The organism is Pseudoalteromonas sp. MB41, assembly GCF_020966275.1.
Lineage (GTDB): Bacteria > Pseudomonadota > Gammaproteobacteria > Enterobacterales > Alteromonadaceae > Pseudoalteromonas > Pseudoalteromonas lipolytica.
Map to the genome: position 1 here is coordinate 55,508 of NZ_JAJJZF010000013.1, position 15,387 is coordinate 70,894.

Annotated in this window: 15 protein-coding genes and 1 riboswitch; of the genes, 4 read left to right on the forward strand and 11 right to left on the reverse strand. The window is 43.5% G+C overall.

The features are described from left to right. Nucleotides 1-108 precede the first annotated feature (108 nt). The gene (gene orn, locus LPA49_RS13430; RefSeq protein ID WP_036971404.1) at nucleotides 109-654 is read right to left on the reverse strand and encodes an oligoribonuclease; all 546 of its coding nucleotides are present in this window, start codon (nucleotides 652-654) and stop codon (nucleotides 109-111) included. Nucleotides 655-776: 122 nt separating this feature from the next. Between orn and rsgA the strand changes: the two genes are divergently transcribed. Both rsgA and asd read left to right on the forward strand, forming a co-directional pair. Continuing rightward, entirely contained in the window at nucleotides 777-1,835 is a 1,059-nt protein-coding gene (gene rsgA / locus LPA49_RS13435; RefSeq protein WP_036971407.1) for a small ribosomal subunit biogenesis GTPase RsgA, read from the forward strand. Nucleotides 1,836-1,853: 18 nt separating this feature from the next. After that, a complete protein-coding gene (gene asd, locus LPA49_RS13440; RefSeq protein ID WP_182396094.1) occupies nucleotides 1,854-2,720 on the forward strand; it encodes an archaetidylserine decarboxylase in 867 nt (288 codons plus the stop codon). Between the two features lie 35 nt (nucleotides 2,721-2,755). Here asd and LPA49_RS13445 read toward each other — a convergent pair whose 3' ends face one another. The 8 genes from LPA49_RS13445 to LPA49_RS13480 form a co-directional block, all read right to left on the reverse strand. After that, complete coding sequence (locus tag LPA49_RS13445) at nucleotides 2,756-3,511, reverse strand: HesA/MoeB/ThiF family protein (RefSeq protein ID WP_196857565.1); 756 nt, start codon at nucleotides 3,509-3,511, stop codon at nucleotides 2,756-2,758. After that, on the reverse strand, nucleotides 3,511-5,037 hold the full coding sequence (gene thiE / locus LPA49_RS13450; RefSeq protein ID WP_230236803.1) for a thiamine phosphate synthase: 1,527 nt from the start codon (nucleotides 5,035-5,037) through the stop codon (nucleotides 3,511-3,513). The genes LPA49_RS13445 and thiE overlap by 1 nt, the downstream gene beginning before the upstream one ends. A 13-nt stretch (nucleotides 5,038-5,050) precedes the next feature. Continuing rightward, nucleotides 5,051-5,833 carry a thiazole synthase gene (locus tag LPA49_RS13455; protein WP_230236806.1) on the reverse strand — a complete coding sequence of 261 codons (783 nt, stop codon included), beginning with the start codon at nucleotides 5,831-5,833 and terminating at the stop codon, nucleotides 5,051-5,053. A gap of 1 nt (nucleotide 5,834) precedes the next feature. Next, nucleotides 5,835-6,032 (reverse strand): sulfur carrier protein ThiS, encoded by a 198-nt coding sequence (gene thiS / locus LPA49_RS13460; RefSeq protein ID WP_065978234.1) that lies wholly within the window; start codon nucleotides 6,030-6,032, stop codon nucleotides 5,835-5,837. A gap of 9 nt (nucleotides 6,033-6,041) precedes the next feature. After that, nucleotides 6,042-7,046, reverse strand: a complete 1,005-nt coding sequence (locus tag LPA49_RS13465; protein ID WP_230236809.1) for an FAD-dependent oxidoreductase — start codon at nucleotides 7,044-7,046, stop codon at nucleotides 6,042-6,044. A gap of 75 nt (nucleotides 7,047-7,121) precedes the next feature. Beyond that, nucleotides 7,122-9,074, reverse strand: a complete 1,953-nt coding sequence (thiC, locus tag LPA49_RS13470) for a phosphomethylpyrimidine synthase ThiC (RefSeq protein ID WP_230236812.1) — start codon at nucleotides 9,072-9,074, stop codon at nucleotides 7,122-7,124. Nucleotides 9,075-9,224: 150 nt separating this feature from the next. Then, nucleotides 9,225-9,326, reverse strand: a riboswitch (TPP riboswitch). An 85-nt stretch (nucleotides 9,327-9,411) separates the two neighbouring features. Next, a complete protein-coding gene (locus LPA49_RS13475; RefSeq protein ID WP_036971430.1) occupies nucleotides 9,412-9,816 on the reverse strand; it encodes an META domain-containing protein in 405 nt (134 codons plus the stop codon). Nucleotides 9,817-9,940: 124 nt separating this feature from the next. Continuing rightward, entirely contained in the window at nucleotides 9,941-10,330 is a 390-nt protein-coding gene (locus LPA49_RS13480; protein WP_036971432.1) for a thioesterase family protein, read from the reverse strand. A gap of 151 nt (nucleotides 10,331-10,481) precedes the next feature. Between LPA49_RS13480 and LPA49_RS13485 the strand changes: the two genes are divergently transcribed. Beyond that, complete coding sequence (locus tag LPA49_RS13485) at nucleotides 10,482-12,581, forward strand: TonB-dependent receptor (RefSeq protein WP_036971435.1); 2,100 nt, start codon at nucleotides 10,482-10,484, stop codon at nucleotides 12,579-12,581. Nucleotides 12,582-12,727: 146 nt separating this feature from the next. Here the strand turns inward: LPA49_RS13485 and epmA are convergent, their stop codons facing one another. Together epmA and efp are read right to left on the reverse strand one after the other, a co-directional pair. Continuing rightward, complete coding sequence (epmA, locus tag LPA49_RS13490; protein WP_036971439.1) at nucleotides 12,728-13,702, reverse strand: elongation factor P--(R)-beta-lysine ligase; 975 nt, start codon at nucleotides 13,700-13,702, stop codon at nucleotides 12,728-12,730. A gap of 63 nt (nucleotides 13,703-13,765) precedes the next feature. After that, nucleotides 13,766-14,332: an elongation factor P gene (gene efp, locus LPA49_RS13495; protein WP_036971443.1), complete on the reverse strand. Its 567-nt coding sequence runs from the start codon at nucleotides 14,330-14,332 to the stop codon at nucleotides 13,766-13,768. Nucleotides 14,333-14,373: 41 nt separating this feature from the next. On the opposite strand from efp, the gene epmB reads away from it, so the two are divergent. Then, complete coding sequence (gene epmB / locus LPA49_RS13500; protein ID WP_036971447.1) at nucleotides 14,374-15,387, forward strand: EF-P beta-lysylation protein EpmB; 1,014 nt, start codon at nucleotides 14,374-14,376, stop codon at nucleotides 15,385-15,387.

Genomic DNA, 15,387 nt, shown 5'->3' on the forward strand with positions numbered 1-15,387 from the left:
CACAAATTTCAACTATAAAGTTTAGCTAAAGACACACTAACCCCGCGAGGGTTAACGTCTTAAGCGGGGCAGGATTCTACAATAATCCGATGTGTTTGCAAATGTTTTTTACAAATTAAAGAATTTTTCTTGGTAAACCTTTAATTCCATAATTGAATCTTTTATATCATCAAGGGCAAGGTGTGAACCTTTTTTGTTCACTTGAGCAAGAACCTCAGGCTTCCAGCGGCGCGCAAGCTCTTTAATAGTGCTTACATCAAGGTTGCGATAATGAAAATAGTCTTCCAATTCCGGCATGTACTTATTCATGAATCGACGGTCTTGGCCGATTGAATTTCCGCACATAGGCGATGCGCCAGCAGGTACCCACTGTTTCAAAAACGCCAATGTTTGCTCAATGGCATCTTGCTCAGTGAAAGAACTTGCTTTGCAGCGGGCTGTTAAACCTGATTGACCATGTTGGGTCGTACACCACTCGTCCATGCCATCAAGTAATTCATCGCTTTGATGAATAGCAATAACAGGGCCTTCAGCCAAGATGTTTAACTCGCTGTCGGTGACAACAGTGGCAATTTCGAGTATTTTATCTGTTGCTGGTTCGAGGCCAGTCATTTCCAGGTCGAGCCAGATAAGATTTGATTTATGAAAAGACATAGTTACCTTAGCGGTGCTTTCCTTTAGATCCAACGCATTTAGATATATCATATTAGTATCATCAGTCGACCTAAAGCTTTTTTTTCAAAAAGCCCGACATTTAATCAAGTTATAGGCCAAAAGTGGCAAAACAAAAGAAATTAAGTAAAGGCCAGTCTCGTCGGATTAAGGCCAATCATCAAAAACGTTTGTCTAATGCTGATAAAAAGCAAGACAAGGGCGCAGCCGTGCAATGGCAAAACGACAATTTAGGCCCTGCTGAAAATGCCGTTGTATTAAGCCGTTTTGGACAACATGCAGATATCGAAACGGACTCTGGTGATGTGCTGCGCTGTAACATTCGTCGCACTGTATCAAGCCTTGTTTGCGGGGATGAAGTGATATTTCGTCGCGCCAAAGTGAGTGAGGGTGACTTAGCCGGTGTCATCGAAGCAACTCACGAACGTCGCTCGCAGCTTACACGTCCAGATTTTTATGACGGTGTGAAAGTCGTTGCAGCTAATATCGACCAAATTTTAATGGTGTCTGCGGTATTACCTGAGTTTACTCCTAATATTATCGACCGTTATTTAGTTGCCTGTGAAGACATGGGCATAGAGCCGATTTTAGTGCTCAACAAAATCGATTTAATTGACGATGAAGGACTCGCCTATATTAATGAAATTCTCGATATTTATCGTGAGCTAGGCTATCAAGTATTACTCGTCAGTAATAAAACGGGCCAAGGTATTGATGAGCTTAAACAAACGTTAATAGATAAAAACAGCATCTTTGTGGGTCAAAGTGGTGTGGGTAAATCAACGTTAGTTAATACTGTTTTACCCGACGCTGCTATTTTAACTCAGGAAGTCTCTGAAAATAGTGGTCTTGGGCAACACACAACAACCGTTTCACGTTTACATCACTTACCCTCTGGCGGTAACCTTATTGATTCACCAGGGATCCGTGAGTTTGGCCTATGGCATTTAGATGTTGAACGCGTAACTTGGTGCTTTAAAGAGTTCCGTGACTTTATTGGCGGCTGTCGTTTTCGTGACTGTAAACATCTAAATGATCCGGGCTGTATCATTCGCCAAGCGGTTGATGATGGAGATATTTCAGAACTTCGTTTTGACAGTTACCACCGAATTTTAGAAACTATGGCCGATGGCCGTGCGGGTGCACGCGCTCCTCGCGTATAACTATTTAGGAAATAACAAGTGAGTTTAGATAAATTCAAAATTGCCATGCAGTATGCCATGCCAAAACATTTCATTTCGCGCATGGTCGGCAAGTTAGCAGCAGCGAAAGCGGGTGGCTTAACCACGGCGTTAATCAAGCTATTCATCAAACAATATAAAATTGATATGAGTGAGGCTAAATACCCCGATCCAGCTCATTACAAAACCTTTAATGAATTTTTTACTCGCCCTTTAAAGGAAGGTATTCGCCCACTTGCAGAAGAAAAAGACATTATTGCTCACCCAGTTGATGGTGCGATTAGCCAATTAGGTGACGTAGTAGATGGTCAAATAATTCAAGCTAAAGGGCACGACTACAGCTTACAGGCATTACTAGGTGGTAACGAAGACGATACCGTGCCATTTTTGGGTGGTAAGTTCGCAACAATCTATTTAGCACCGAAAGACTATCACCGTATTCACATGCCGATTGATGGTACGCTGAGTAAAATGATTTATGTACCAGGTGATTTATTCTCAGTGAATCCGCTTACGGCTCAAAACGTCCCTAACTTATTTGCGCGTAATGAACGTGTGGTTGCAATTTTCGAAACTGACATAGGCCCACTTGCGATGGTACTGGTAGGTGCAACGATTGTAGCCAGCATCGAAACCATATGGGCAGGTACCGTTACACCACCTGCCGGTAAAGATGTATTCAGCTGGAACTACCCTACCAAAGGTGATAACGCAATCACTTTGAAAAAAGGCGAAGAAATGGGTCGCTTTAAGTTAGGGTCTACCGTGATTTTAGCCTGGGGTGCAAACCAAGCTGAGTTTTTATCTGACCAGCACCCAGAAACAGTCACTCGCATGGGCACACCATTTGCGACAATCAAAGACTAACCATCGTTAGTTATACAAAAATTAAAAAGCAGGCTTCAAGCCTGCTTTTTGCATTCTGCGCATTCGCTATCTTTATGAGGTGTAAAACGTAGCTGCTGTAAAGTCAGCCCATCAAATTGAATAAACTCGCTGCCCGTTTTATGGCCTAACAGTATATTAACCGCCAGTAAGCTTTGCATACTGCCCATGACTCCCAGTAATGGGCTTATTACACCCGCGTTATCACAGTTTAATACTGGTTGATCATCTGTTTGCGGGAATACGCAGCCATAACAGGGGCTGTCAGAATTGCGAAAATCAAAGCACATTAGTTGCCCTTGTGTGGCAATCGCAGCGGCTGAAATGAGCGGGATTGTGTGCGCTAAACAATAGCGATTAATTAAGTAACGAGTGGCAAAGTTATCACTGCAATCGAGTACGATATCGGCCCCTTGTAAAACGTCTGCAAGGTTTTTTTCATCAAGTCTTTGGCAAATGGGCTCAATACTAATTTGGTTATTTAAGCTTGCTAACACTTTCGAGGCTGCCTGTGTTTTTGCTTGCCCTAAGTGATTAACTTTATACAAAATTTGTCGCTGTAAATTTGAAAGCTCGACATTGTCATTATCAACCAACGTGAGCTTACCCACCCCAGCCGCAGCTAAATAAAGTAGCGCAGGTGAGCCAAGCCCACCAGCACCTACCACCGCAATATGTGCGGCCTTTAATATTTGCTGCCCCTCCAATCCCACTTCTTTAAGCATTAAGTGGCGGCTGTAACGTATGCGCTCTTTATCGCTTAACGCACTCATTATTCTGAATCGCCTTCAACACATTGTTTGAGTTTAGCAATCGCAGCGGGGTAATCTTCGGCTTCGGTAATTGCTCGCACCACAGCCACACTGCCTACCCCGGTATTTGCCACTTGCTCTGCACGTGACACATCAATGCCACCAATGGCAACTGTTGGGTAGTCGGCCATTAACGGGACAAATTTTTCAAGCTTTTCTAGGCCTTGAATTTGCCCTGTCATGTCTTTTGTGGTGGTTGGGTAAATTGCACCAAATGCCATGTAGCTCGGGCGATAATTATGGGCGCGCAGCATTTCATAAAAACCATGGGTCGAGACGCCTAAACGCAAGCCAGCCTCTTTTATAGCAATTAAATTAGCCGTTTGTAGGTCTTCTTGGCCTAAATGAACTCCATAAGCACCGTGCTTAATCGCCAGTTGCCAATAGTCATTAATATATACCTGCGCATCGTATTTTTGACCAAGCATTACAGCACTGGCAATGGCCTCATCTAGCGTTGCATCATCTGTATTTTTCATTCGTAGCTGTACGGTTTTAACGCCTTCAGCTAAACACTTTTCTAACCAATCAACACTGTCGACCACTGCATATAGGCCAAGCTTTTTAGATTGACACTCAGCAAAACCAGCCGCCATAGTAAAATTGCTAGGGTGATCAAAGTCGAGTTCATCACCAAGCCAACTCCCCGCTTCAATCACTTGTGGGTAATCTGCTAAATTAACCGGAAAATGAGTGTGTGCAACAGGGCCAATTCCTTCACCGTAACGCACTGCCGCTTTTAAACCTTGGTTTATATACGCTTTTGCGAGAATAAAAGCGTCTTTCAGTGGATAACGCTTTGCTAGGCAGGCAGCAATCACTGAGGCCATACTACACCCGGTGCCATGGCTATGCGGTGTTTGAATTTTTTCATTTCCAAGCCAGTACTCGTGTGTATCTTGCAGGCAGTAATCGATGCAATAACCACTTGGGTAGTCCCAATGACCACCTTTGATGATGACCGATTTTGCGCCATAACTTTGCAGCTTTTGCGCAGCTTCTTTTACTGCACTTGGGCCAATTAAATACACTCCGGTCAGTAACTGCGTTTCGTGGGTATTGGGTGTAACAACATCTACCCACGGTAATAAACACTCTTTAATTGCACTCACGGTATCTTCTTCTGTGAGTAAATCGCCACTGGAGGCTATCGCCACAGGGTCATAGACAACCAAAGGCGGCACTTCCCAGGTGTTTTTATAATGTTTTAAATGTTCACTTATTAACTGAATTTGCTGCACATTCGCCAACATGCCGATTTTTATCACTGTGGCGGGCATATCGGTTACTAAAGCTTGTAATTGAGATTCAATCACCTCAGTTGAAATGGGATTTAAGGCCTCAACACCTAAACTATTTTGTGCTGTTAAAGCTGTGATCACGGTGCAGCAATGCACTGAAAAGCTTTGCATCGCTTTAATATCAGCTTGAATTCCAGCCCCGCCGCCGGAATCAGATCCCGCTATGCTCCATACAACCTGATTCATGTTTTCCTCTTCTTTAATTTTGATGCCAAAATGGCATGCCCATAGTAGGTGTTGATGGGCTGGCTACGTCTTTTTCGGGCATCGCTTTGGCTAAATAGCTGCATCTGCCTGCCTCAACGGCACTGCGAAATGCATGGCTCATTGTAACTGGGCACCCAGCTCCAGCGATTGCCGAATTTAATAATACCGCATCATACCCTAATTCAAGGGCTTGGCAGGCATGCGAAGGTAACCCTAATCCAGCATCAACGATTAAGGTATGACTAGGTAAACGCTCTCGGATCATCCTTAGGTTATAGGGGTTCAGTAACCCTTTACCTGTTCCAATAGGCGCACCCCAAGGCATCAGCACTTCACAGCCTAAATCAGCAAGACGCTGGCATAACACTAAGTCATCGGTGCAGTAAGGCAGTACTTTAAAGCCCTCATCTAATAGTATTTTTGTTGCTTCGAGTAACGCAAAAGGATCGGGCTGCAAATTATATTCATCACCAATCAGCTCAAGCTTGATCCAATCAGTGGCAAAAACCTCACGGCACATTTGAGCCAGAGTAACTGCCTCTTTCACACTGTGACACCCTGCTGTATTTGGGAGCACTTTAAGCCCGGTGTTTTTTATTAACTGCCAAAAATCATCTCCGGCTTGCGCACTTTGTTGACGCCTTAATGACACGGTAACAATGTCAGCCCCAGAGGCCACAATTGATTCTGTCATTATACTGGGCGAAGGATACAATGCAGAACCAATGAGTAAGCGGCTGCGTATTTGTTCACCATAAATAGTAAAACTATCCATGCTAACCTCCTTGAATGGGTGACAAAAGCTCAATGCTGTCACCCTCGTTAAGAGTTTTTGTTTCGCATTGGCTGCGTGGTACAAAGTCGCCGTTTACAGCCACAGCAAATGGCGGCCTAGCCCCATAGTTTGCCAACGCCTCGCTAAGCGATATTTGCTCAGCCACAACAGCTGATTGACCATTTATTACTATTTTCATTATGACCCCCTAAGCCATTAAGCTAATTGCTTCATCGACAACATAAGGCGCTAACAAATAACCATGACGATATAAGCCATTAAGGCTTATAACTCTCCCTTCTCGGGTCACCTGTGGACGGTTATCTGCAAATGCAGGACGAAGCCCTGATTGCAAACTTTCAATACGCGCTTCAGCAAAACCACTGTGAACCGTATAAGCCGCCGACAATAACTCAAGTGCTGAGCGCACGGTGACTTTGCCTGTGTCGTGCGATTCAATTTCAGTCGCGCCAATCACAAACTGATGATTCGGTTTAGGTGCAATATAAATGGGGTAGCGCGGATGCATAAGGCGTACTGGCCGAGACAGGTTTACTTCTGGTGCATATAAGCGTGCCACTTCCCCCCTCACACCACGAAGGCTAGGTAAAGCTGTTTTTGCCCCTAATCCCCGACAATCAAAAACAAAGTCATAACTTTGTCCATTCACCTTATGACCTGTTAAAGTAATGTGTGAGTGCCAATTAAAGCTGACTTGACGAGCAACTAATTGCTTATAGCTCGCAGCATAGAAGGCCTGGTTATCGAGCTGGCCTTCGCAGGGTAAATACACCCCTTGGTGAAAGCGTCCAGCAAGCTCAGGCTCAAGATCTGCTATTTGCGCGCTGCTCACTGTGTCAGCTGTATGCTCGGCTAATGGTTTTAAGCGGCTAATAAAACTGTGTAAATCGCCTTTATCTTGCTGATGAGCAACCACCAAACTGCCCGCTTGCTGAAAATACACAGGCTCATCCAGTTCACTAATAATCTGCTGCCAGCGTTGAATGCTCGCCAGCCCCAGCAGCGCTATATCTTGCTCACATAATACCGACTCAGCCAGCGGTGCGAGCATAGCCGCAGCAACATTTCCGGCACTGTTTGCTGCGTGTTGATCATCTTGCTCATACACGCTGACTTGATGCACTTTAGAGAGTGCTAAAGCAGTAAGTCGTCCTGTTAAACCAAATCCCAAAATTGCTATTTTAAAAGACATAAACGTTCTAGGTGCTAGATAATTCGCGCGAGATAATCATTCTAGCGCCTCGTTTTCTAGCACCTAGCTCCTTGGTTAAATTGCTTTATGATAAATTTCAGAACCCGTTTTTTTGAACTCGTCGGATTTCGCTTTCATCTCTGCTTCAACATCGACCATCTTAATTTCGATAGCATCGCCTACATTGTTAGGGTCGATACCTCGCGCTTCTAGATCTTTCGCGTAATCACGTACTTCTTGGGTTATTTTCATCGAGCAGAATTTAGGACCGCACATAGAGCAAAAATGGGCTATTTTGCCAGACTCTTGTGGCAGAGTTTCATCATGATACTCACGGGCACGTTCAGGGTCTAAACCTAGGTTAAATTGGTCGTGCCAACGGAACTCGAAGCGCGCCTTCGATAACGCGTTATCACGCTCTTGTGCCCCTGGATGACCTTTGGCTAAATCGGCTGCGTGTGCGGCAATTTTGTAGGTGATAAGACCTTCTTTTACATCTTCTTTATTCGGTAAGCCTAAGTGCTCTTTAGGGGTGACATAACACAACATGGCACAGCCATACCACGCAATTTGTGCAGCCCCAATACCCGAGGTGAAATGGTCGTAACCCGGTGCAATATCAGTCGTTAATGGGCCAAGCGTATAAAAAGGTGCTTCTTCACAATGCTTTAGTTGCTCTTCCATGTTTTCTTTAATCATATGCATTGGCACATGACCTGGGCCTTCAATAAACACTTGTACATCATGCTTCCATGCAAGCTTAGTCAGCTCACCTAGTGTACGTAATTCGCTAAACTGTGCTTCGTCGTTGGCATCGGCAATTGAACCTGGACGCAAACCATCGCCCAATGAAAAACACACATCATATTGTTTTAAAATTTCACAAATTTCTTCAAAGTGCGTGTATAAGAAGTTTTCTTTGTGATGTGCTAAACACCACTTTGCCATGATTGAGCCGCCGCGCGATACAATACCCGTGACACGCTTTGCAGTCATTGGCACATAACGAAGTAACACCCCAGCATGGATAGTAAAATAATCAACGCCTTGCTCCGCTTGTTCAATCAAAGTATCGCGGAAAATCCCCCAAGTCAGGTCTTCGGCAACCCCATTTACTTTTTCAAGCGCTTGATAGATTGGTACAGTACCAATTGGCACGGGTGAATTACGTACGACCCATTCACGGGTTTCATGAATATAACGACCCGTTGATAAGTCCATCACCGTATCTGCGCCCCAACGAGTCGACCACACCATTTTTTCGACCTCTTCTTCAATAGACGAAGTGACCGATGAATTACCAATATTCGCGTTCACTTTTACAAGGAAATTACGGCCAATGATCATTGGTTCGGTTTCAGGGTGGTTAATATTGTTAGGTAACACGGCTCTGCCACGGGCAATTTCATCGCGCACAAATTCAGGGGTTATAAAATCGGGGATACTGGCTCCGAATGACTCTCCCTTATGCTGTGCAGCAAGGAGCTCTTCACGAATTTTTGCACGGCCCATATTTTCACGAATAGCCACGTATTCCATTTCAGGCGTTACAATGCCTTGGCGTGCATAATGCATTTGCGTCACATTTTTACCTGCTTTCGCACGGCGTATTTTTGGGAGGTGCTCAAAGCGAATATGGTCTAAACCTTCGTCAGCCATTCGTTGCTGCGAAAACTGCGAGGTAACTGAATCAAGAATTTCCGTGTCACCACGTTTTTCTATCCACTGTTCGCGGTACTTTTCTAGCCCTTTGCGCACGTCGAGTTTAAAATCAGGATCGGTATATGGACCCGATGTATCATACACACGAATTGGCGCATTCGGCTCGAACACGGGGTTTTCTTCGGTTCCACCTATGAAAGTATCACTGAGGGTTATTTCGCGCATTCCGACACGCACGTTTTCTTGCGTGCCTTCAACATATACTTTGTGCGAATTAGGGAAAGGTTGCCCTGTTAAGTTATAAATATAATCAGATGCAGCCGCACGAATTTCGCGGCGAGACGGTTTAGTTGTAGTGTTTGACATGACTTACCTCATTGCTTTAAGGATTGTCTTGTCAGATATTGCAGGTGCAATAGAGAGTGGCAAACGCCATTGGATCGTTAGTAAGTTATTTCACTTACAATTGCAGCCTAAGCTTAGCAACTTATGCCCCATTTTTTGGCGCACAAGCGCCCTATGAGGCAGCTTGTTCCCTACGCAGGTGTTAGCCTGATCAGGTTCACGGATCCCGCTTTCGCGATCTCAGCCTTATTGAAGGCACTCCGACAAGTATAAATTCGTTGTTTTATAAAAACGTAATCAGTGTACGTTAGTTAAAAATTCGCTGCAAGCGCTTTAGTTTTAATACTAATTCGCCTTATTAAGGAGCCGTAATAATGAAAGTAAAATGGTGCGCCCCTTGCAAAGTAAGCTGCTCGCCATTTAGCGAAATGACCGCGCCTTGTTTTAGCGTCGACAGCAGTTTCTTTTCAAGTTCATCAAGTTGATCTCCGCACGATTTACGTGTCATACCTAGCTTTTTCACTGTTAAGGTATCTTCAACAAGCTGACCTTCACCAAAAAACTTGTTACATCCAGCAAACCCATTAACTTGCATCGCTTCAATAAAACGCATTGACGCTTTTTGCGATACGCTAATGGCTAACCCGTTAACTTTTGATAATTGCCACTGTGTATATTTTAATTGCTCACTGGTGACCTTCCCTGTCGATGAGCAGCCCATGCAAAATAGTACAAAAAGAATAGGCAAGGCTACTAACTTCATATTTTTTTACGACCAAAATTTCAATGCGATAATAATAACAACATTTAACGACTTTGATCGTTAAAAAAACATGTTTTATCTGTAAAAAAATGTTCTAAGCTAGCTCTTAATAGAACAACGGGCGTTATTTAAATAAGTTATCGACTTCTTCTGGTAAAAAAGGACGCCCTTTTTCATTGACAGAGGTGCCGATGACTAAGGCGCTTAGCATCACTTTATCATCATGTTTACGGTAAACGGTCTGCTTAAAAGCAAACTTTAAACGACTCACTCTCTGCGGCTCAACGGCCACATAAAATTCATCGCCCGGAACTAAAGATGCTTTGTAATCCATTTCACTGCGAAGCACCACTAGGTTAATTTTTTCTCGCGCAAGCTTTGCAAAGTCGACTCCTTTAGCATGTAGAAACTCATGGCGGGCATGCTCTAAGTAATTAAAGTAAACACTGTTATTAACAATTCCTTGCAGATCGCATTCATAGTCTCGCACTTTAAAGTCAACTTTAAAGGTCATAGTCGTATTCCTAATCAATTTACGTATAATTGCCTGCGTTTATATCATAAATACCTAAACAAGCTAAAGATTCACTTTTTTTAGGTATAAATACTCATTTGGCCAGTAGGCTTGCTAGAATAGCAGTCCCTAAAATGGAGTTAAGAACCGCATGAAACGACGTTTATCATTATTATCAGCTGCTATTTTGCCATTATTTGCAGCTTCATCGATTGCTTACGCTGAAGACACAGAGCTTGAAACTATTTTAGTTACGGGCGATTTCAAAAAAGAAAGTATTCAAACGTTAAGTGCCAGCGCAAGCCTTTTTTCAGACCATGAAATTAATCAGCGTGGAGCGAAATTTTTAGATGAAATGCTAGCCAGTGCAGCCAATGTAAACTTTACTTCGGGTGCATCACGCGGTCGTTTTGTGCAAATTCGTGGTGTGGGTTTACGCTCACAATTTGTTGATCCCATTAATCCATCTGTTGGCTTAGTGATTGACGGCATAAACTACTCTGGCCTAGGGGGTAGCTCACTGTTATTTGATATAGACCAAGTCGAAATATACCGTGGCCCACAAGGGACACGTTTTGGTGCAGATGCATTAGCAGGCATGATTCAAATGGAATCAGCAGCGCCAACGCTCAATCCGAGTGTAAAAGTGCAACTCGGTGCAGGTAATTATAATAGCTACGAAGCAGGCATTGCAGCAGGTACAGGTATTACTGACGATACAAGCGTACGCGCAAGTCTTTATCAACGCGAGTCTGATGGCTATGTTGAAAATATATATTTAAATAAAGATACGCAACAGCAAGATGAACTTGTTTCTCGCTTTAAACTGCACAGCCAACTTACAAATAACTTACGCACAGAGCTAAGTGTGCATTATATCGATATTAATAATGGCTATGATGCTTTCACCCTTGATAACAGCCGCTACAGTGTAGCTGATGAGCCTGGTGAAGATAATCAAGAAAGCATTGCGGTGGGTCTGGCAAATATTTATACCGGTTTTGATTGGTTTGATGTCAGTCTGAACGTATCTGGCATCGACAGCGAACTGTTATACAGCTATGACGAAGACTGGGTTTGTAACGATGAAACACAGCCACAATTGTGTGCAGCTGGCTTACATGAATGGGGCTACAGCTCAACAGACGCCTATTTACGAGACCGTAAAGACCATGCAGCAGAACTCCAATTTAACGGTAAATCTGGCGACTGGGTGGCGGGTATTTATTACCAAGGACGCGAAGTTGACTTAGAACGCCAATATACATGGTTGGCACACCCTTTTGCATCAAATTATGAAACAACTAACCTTGCAGCATATGGCCAGCTAACAACGCCTATTGGCCCTAAAACAACCTTAATCACAGGATTGCGTGTAGAACAATATAAAGGTGATTACATTGACAACAATGGTTTTATTGAAGAAACCGATGATGTGATGGTCGGTGGTAAACTTGCTCTTGAATATCAAGTCATTGACCGCACTATGATTTACACCAGTATAACTCGTGGCTACAAAGCTGGCGGTATTAACTCTGAGGCGTTAGCAAAAGCGAAAGATGAAGGCTTAAATCTTGACGCTGACTTTTTTGCTAACCACACCTCATTTGCCCCTGAATACCTTTGGAGTGGTGAGTTTGGTGTAAAAGGCAGCTCACTTGACGATAAATTCGTACTGCGCTTGGCAGCATTTTACATGTACCGTGAAGATATGCAGTTGAAATCATGGCAAGTCGAAGGGCAAAAGTTCACGGGTTATATTGATAACGCAAGCTCTGGTGAAAACTACGGGTTAGAAATAGAAGGCAGCTACCAAGCAACCGAGAATTTATTACTTACTGGGAGTGCGGGCTATTTAAATACTGAAATTAATGACTTTGTAGCCCAATCAGGCCTTGATCAAGATGGCCGCGACCAAGCACAAGCACCGAAGTATCAATATGCATTTACGGCACGCTATAACTTTACCCCTGCACTATATGCATCGATTGGTGTTGAAGGCAAAGATGATTATTACTTCTCAGATAGCCATAACTCAAAAGCACCGAGCTCTAACTTAGTGAACGCATCGTTAGGTTATGAAAGTGAAAACTGGAGCATCAATGCCTGGGCACGAAACTTATTTGATGAAGATGTACCAACCCGTGGTTTTGAGTTTGGTAACGACCCACTGGATGGTTACACCACTCACACATACACACAATTGGGTGAACCGATGGTGGCCGGTGTGACATTTATTTACGAACTGTAAGTCGTGAAGGCGCTGGTTTTAACCAGCGCTTATTATCACCTGATTTTCGCGGATGAATCTGCTTCTACATAATCATGTAACAAGGGGTTCAACCGCGAATATCACGACTCAATGAATTATTCGGTGTGAGTTAAAGGTTCCTGCATTTAAGCTCGTTCCACATCAAAGGTGATCACGTCTTTAATCTTTTGCTTGTTCGTTGCAAGCATAATTAAACGGTCAACCCCCAGCGCCACACCTGCACATTGTGGTAAGCCATGCTCAAGCGCTGCAATCAAGCGCGTATCCATCGGTACCTGTTTTAAACCATTTGCTTGGCGATATTGATTATCTTCATTAAAACGCGCGGCTTGCTCTTTTCCATCGGTAAGTTCATTGAAACCGTTAGCCAACTCCATATTTTTGAAATACAGCTCAAAACGCCCAGCAACGCGATTGTCATGCTGACAAATTTGCGCAAGTGCCGCTTGCGAAGCTGGAAAATGGTAAACAAAACATGGCTTTTCTTGGCCGATAGTTGGCTCAACCTTCATGCAAAATAACAGCTGCAACAACGTATCGCGATGCGTTTCATGCGCGGCAATATCAGCAAACCCTTGTTCGCTTGCTACGTGCTGTAACGTACTCATGTCAGCAGTTAATGGATCTATACCTAATGCATTTATAAACGCATGTTGGTAAGTTAAACGCTCAGCCGCGTCAACACCCAGTACAAGCTGCATAAGCTCGTCCATTTCATCCATAAGCGCAAATTCGTCGAAACCTGGGCGATACCATTCAAGCATGGTAAATTCAGGGTTATGATGACTACCCGCTTCTTCGTTGCGATACGCTTTACACAATTGAAAGATAGCACCCGATCCTGCCGCCAATAATCGTTTCATCGCAAACTCAGGCGAGGTTTGTAAATATAACGGCAAACCACCTGCATGACCTGGGCCCACAAACTCGGTACTAAAACTGGCTAGGTGTACATCGGTAACACTGGCCGCACTAAGAGTCGGTGTTTCAACTTCCATCACCTCACGCTCATAGAAAAATTCGCGAATACGGCGAATGATCGCAGCTCGCTCGCGTAAAGTCGCAATATCAGCGCTTGGTTGCCAAACAGCAGTGGACATACAGTCTCCAAAAAAAATCCCAGCAGAAGCTGGGATTTTATCAATTAAACTTTTTAAAGCCTATTACTTAACGCGGCTTACGTACTCACCGCTGCGAGTATCAACTTTGATCACTTCGCCAATTTGTACAAATAGAGGAACGCGTACAACCGCACCCGTACTTAATGTTGCTGGTTTACCACCCGTACCGGCTGTGTCACCTTTAAGACCTGGATCCGTTTCTGTGATTTCTAGTTCAACAAAGTTCGGTGGAGTAACAGCAATTGGGTTACCGTTCCAAAGCGTGATAGTACATACATCGTTTTCAACTAACCATTTAGCATTGTCGCCTAGTGCTTTTTCGTCAGCAGCGATTTGCTCAAATGTTTCGTTGTTCATGAAATGCCAGAATTCACCGTCAGTGTATAGATACGCTAGATCGGTATCCATTACGTCAGCACCTTCTACCGTTTCACCCGACTTAAATGTTTTTTCTAGTACTTTACCTGTGATAAGTTTACGAATACGAACACGGTTAAACGCCTGACCTTTACCTGGCTTTACCATTTCATTTTCTAGGATGCTACAAGGCTCGCCGTCTAACATAATTTTTAGGCCGCCCTTGAACTCATTGGTGCTATAATTCGCCATCGTTTCCTCTGTCTAAATAATTTCGAGTAATCTACGTGTCAATGATACAAAGAAATGAAGTAAATTTGCATAAAAACTGGCAAAAAGAATTAGCAAATGTTGTCACCTGCCCTGAACGTTTGCTAGAAATGCTAGGTTTATCAAGTGTAGTAGACGAAAAAGACCTCCAAGCTCGTAGTCTTTTTCCTGTACGTGTGCCTCTGCCTTTTATCAAAAAAATGCGTTTTGGTGATATAAACGATCCACTTTTGCTACAAGTGATGCCACGTCACCAAGAATTTTTAGCGCAAACAGGCTACGATAAAGACCCGTTAAAAGAGCAAGATAATAACCAACCGGGGTTATTACATAAGTACCGCTCTCGTGTTTTGGTCATGTTTAAAACCGGCTGTGCCGTGAATTGCCGCTATTGTTTTAGACGCCATTTTCCGTATCAAGAAAACCAATTAAATAAACGCAGCTTAATTGACGCTTTAGCCTACATAAAAGCCGATAAAAATATCAATGAGGTCATTTTAAGTGGTGGCGACCCATTAATGGCCAAAGATGATGCTGTTAACTGGTTTATGGATGAACTTGAACAATTACCACAAATAAAACGTTTGCGTATTCATAGTCGTTTGCCAGTGGTGATCCCAGCAAGAATTACCGATGAGCTGTGCGCACGATTTGCAAGTTCGCCTTTAAAAGTGGTGTTAGTGAATCACATTAATCACGCGAACGAAATTGATGCTGACTTTAAAGCTGCGATGCAAAAATTAAAAGCCGCTAACGTCACGTTATTAAACCAAGCTGTATTATTAAAGGATGTTAACGACTCGAGCCATGCTCAAATAGCCTTGAGTGAAGCATTGTTTGAGGCTGATATCTTACCCTACTACCTACATTTACTTGATAAAGTAGAAGGTGCGAGTCATTTTGATATTACTGAGCAGCGCGCACGCGAAATAGTGGCACACATGCTCGAAGCATTGCCAGGGTTTTTAGTACCCAAACTAGTTCGTGAGATCGGCGGCGAGAAAAGTAAAACGCCTATCGATCTCAACCTAGTTTAA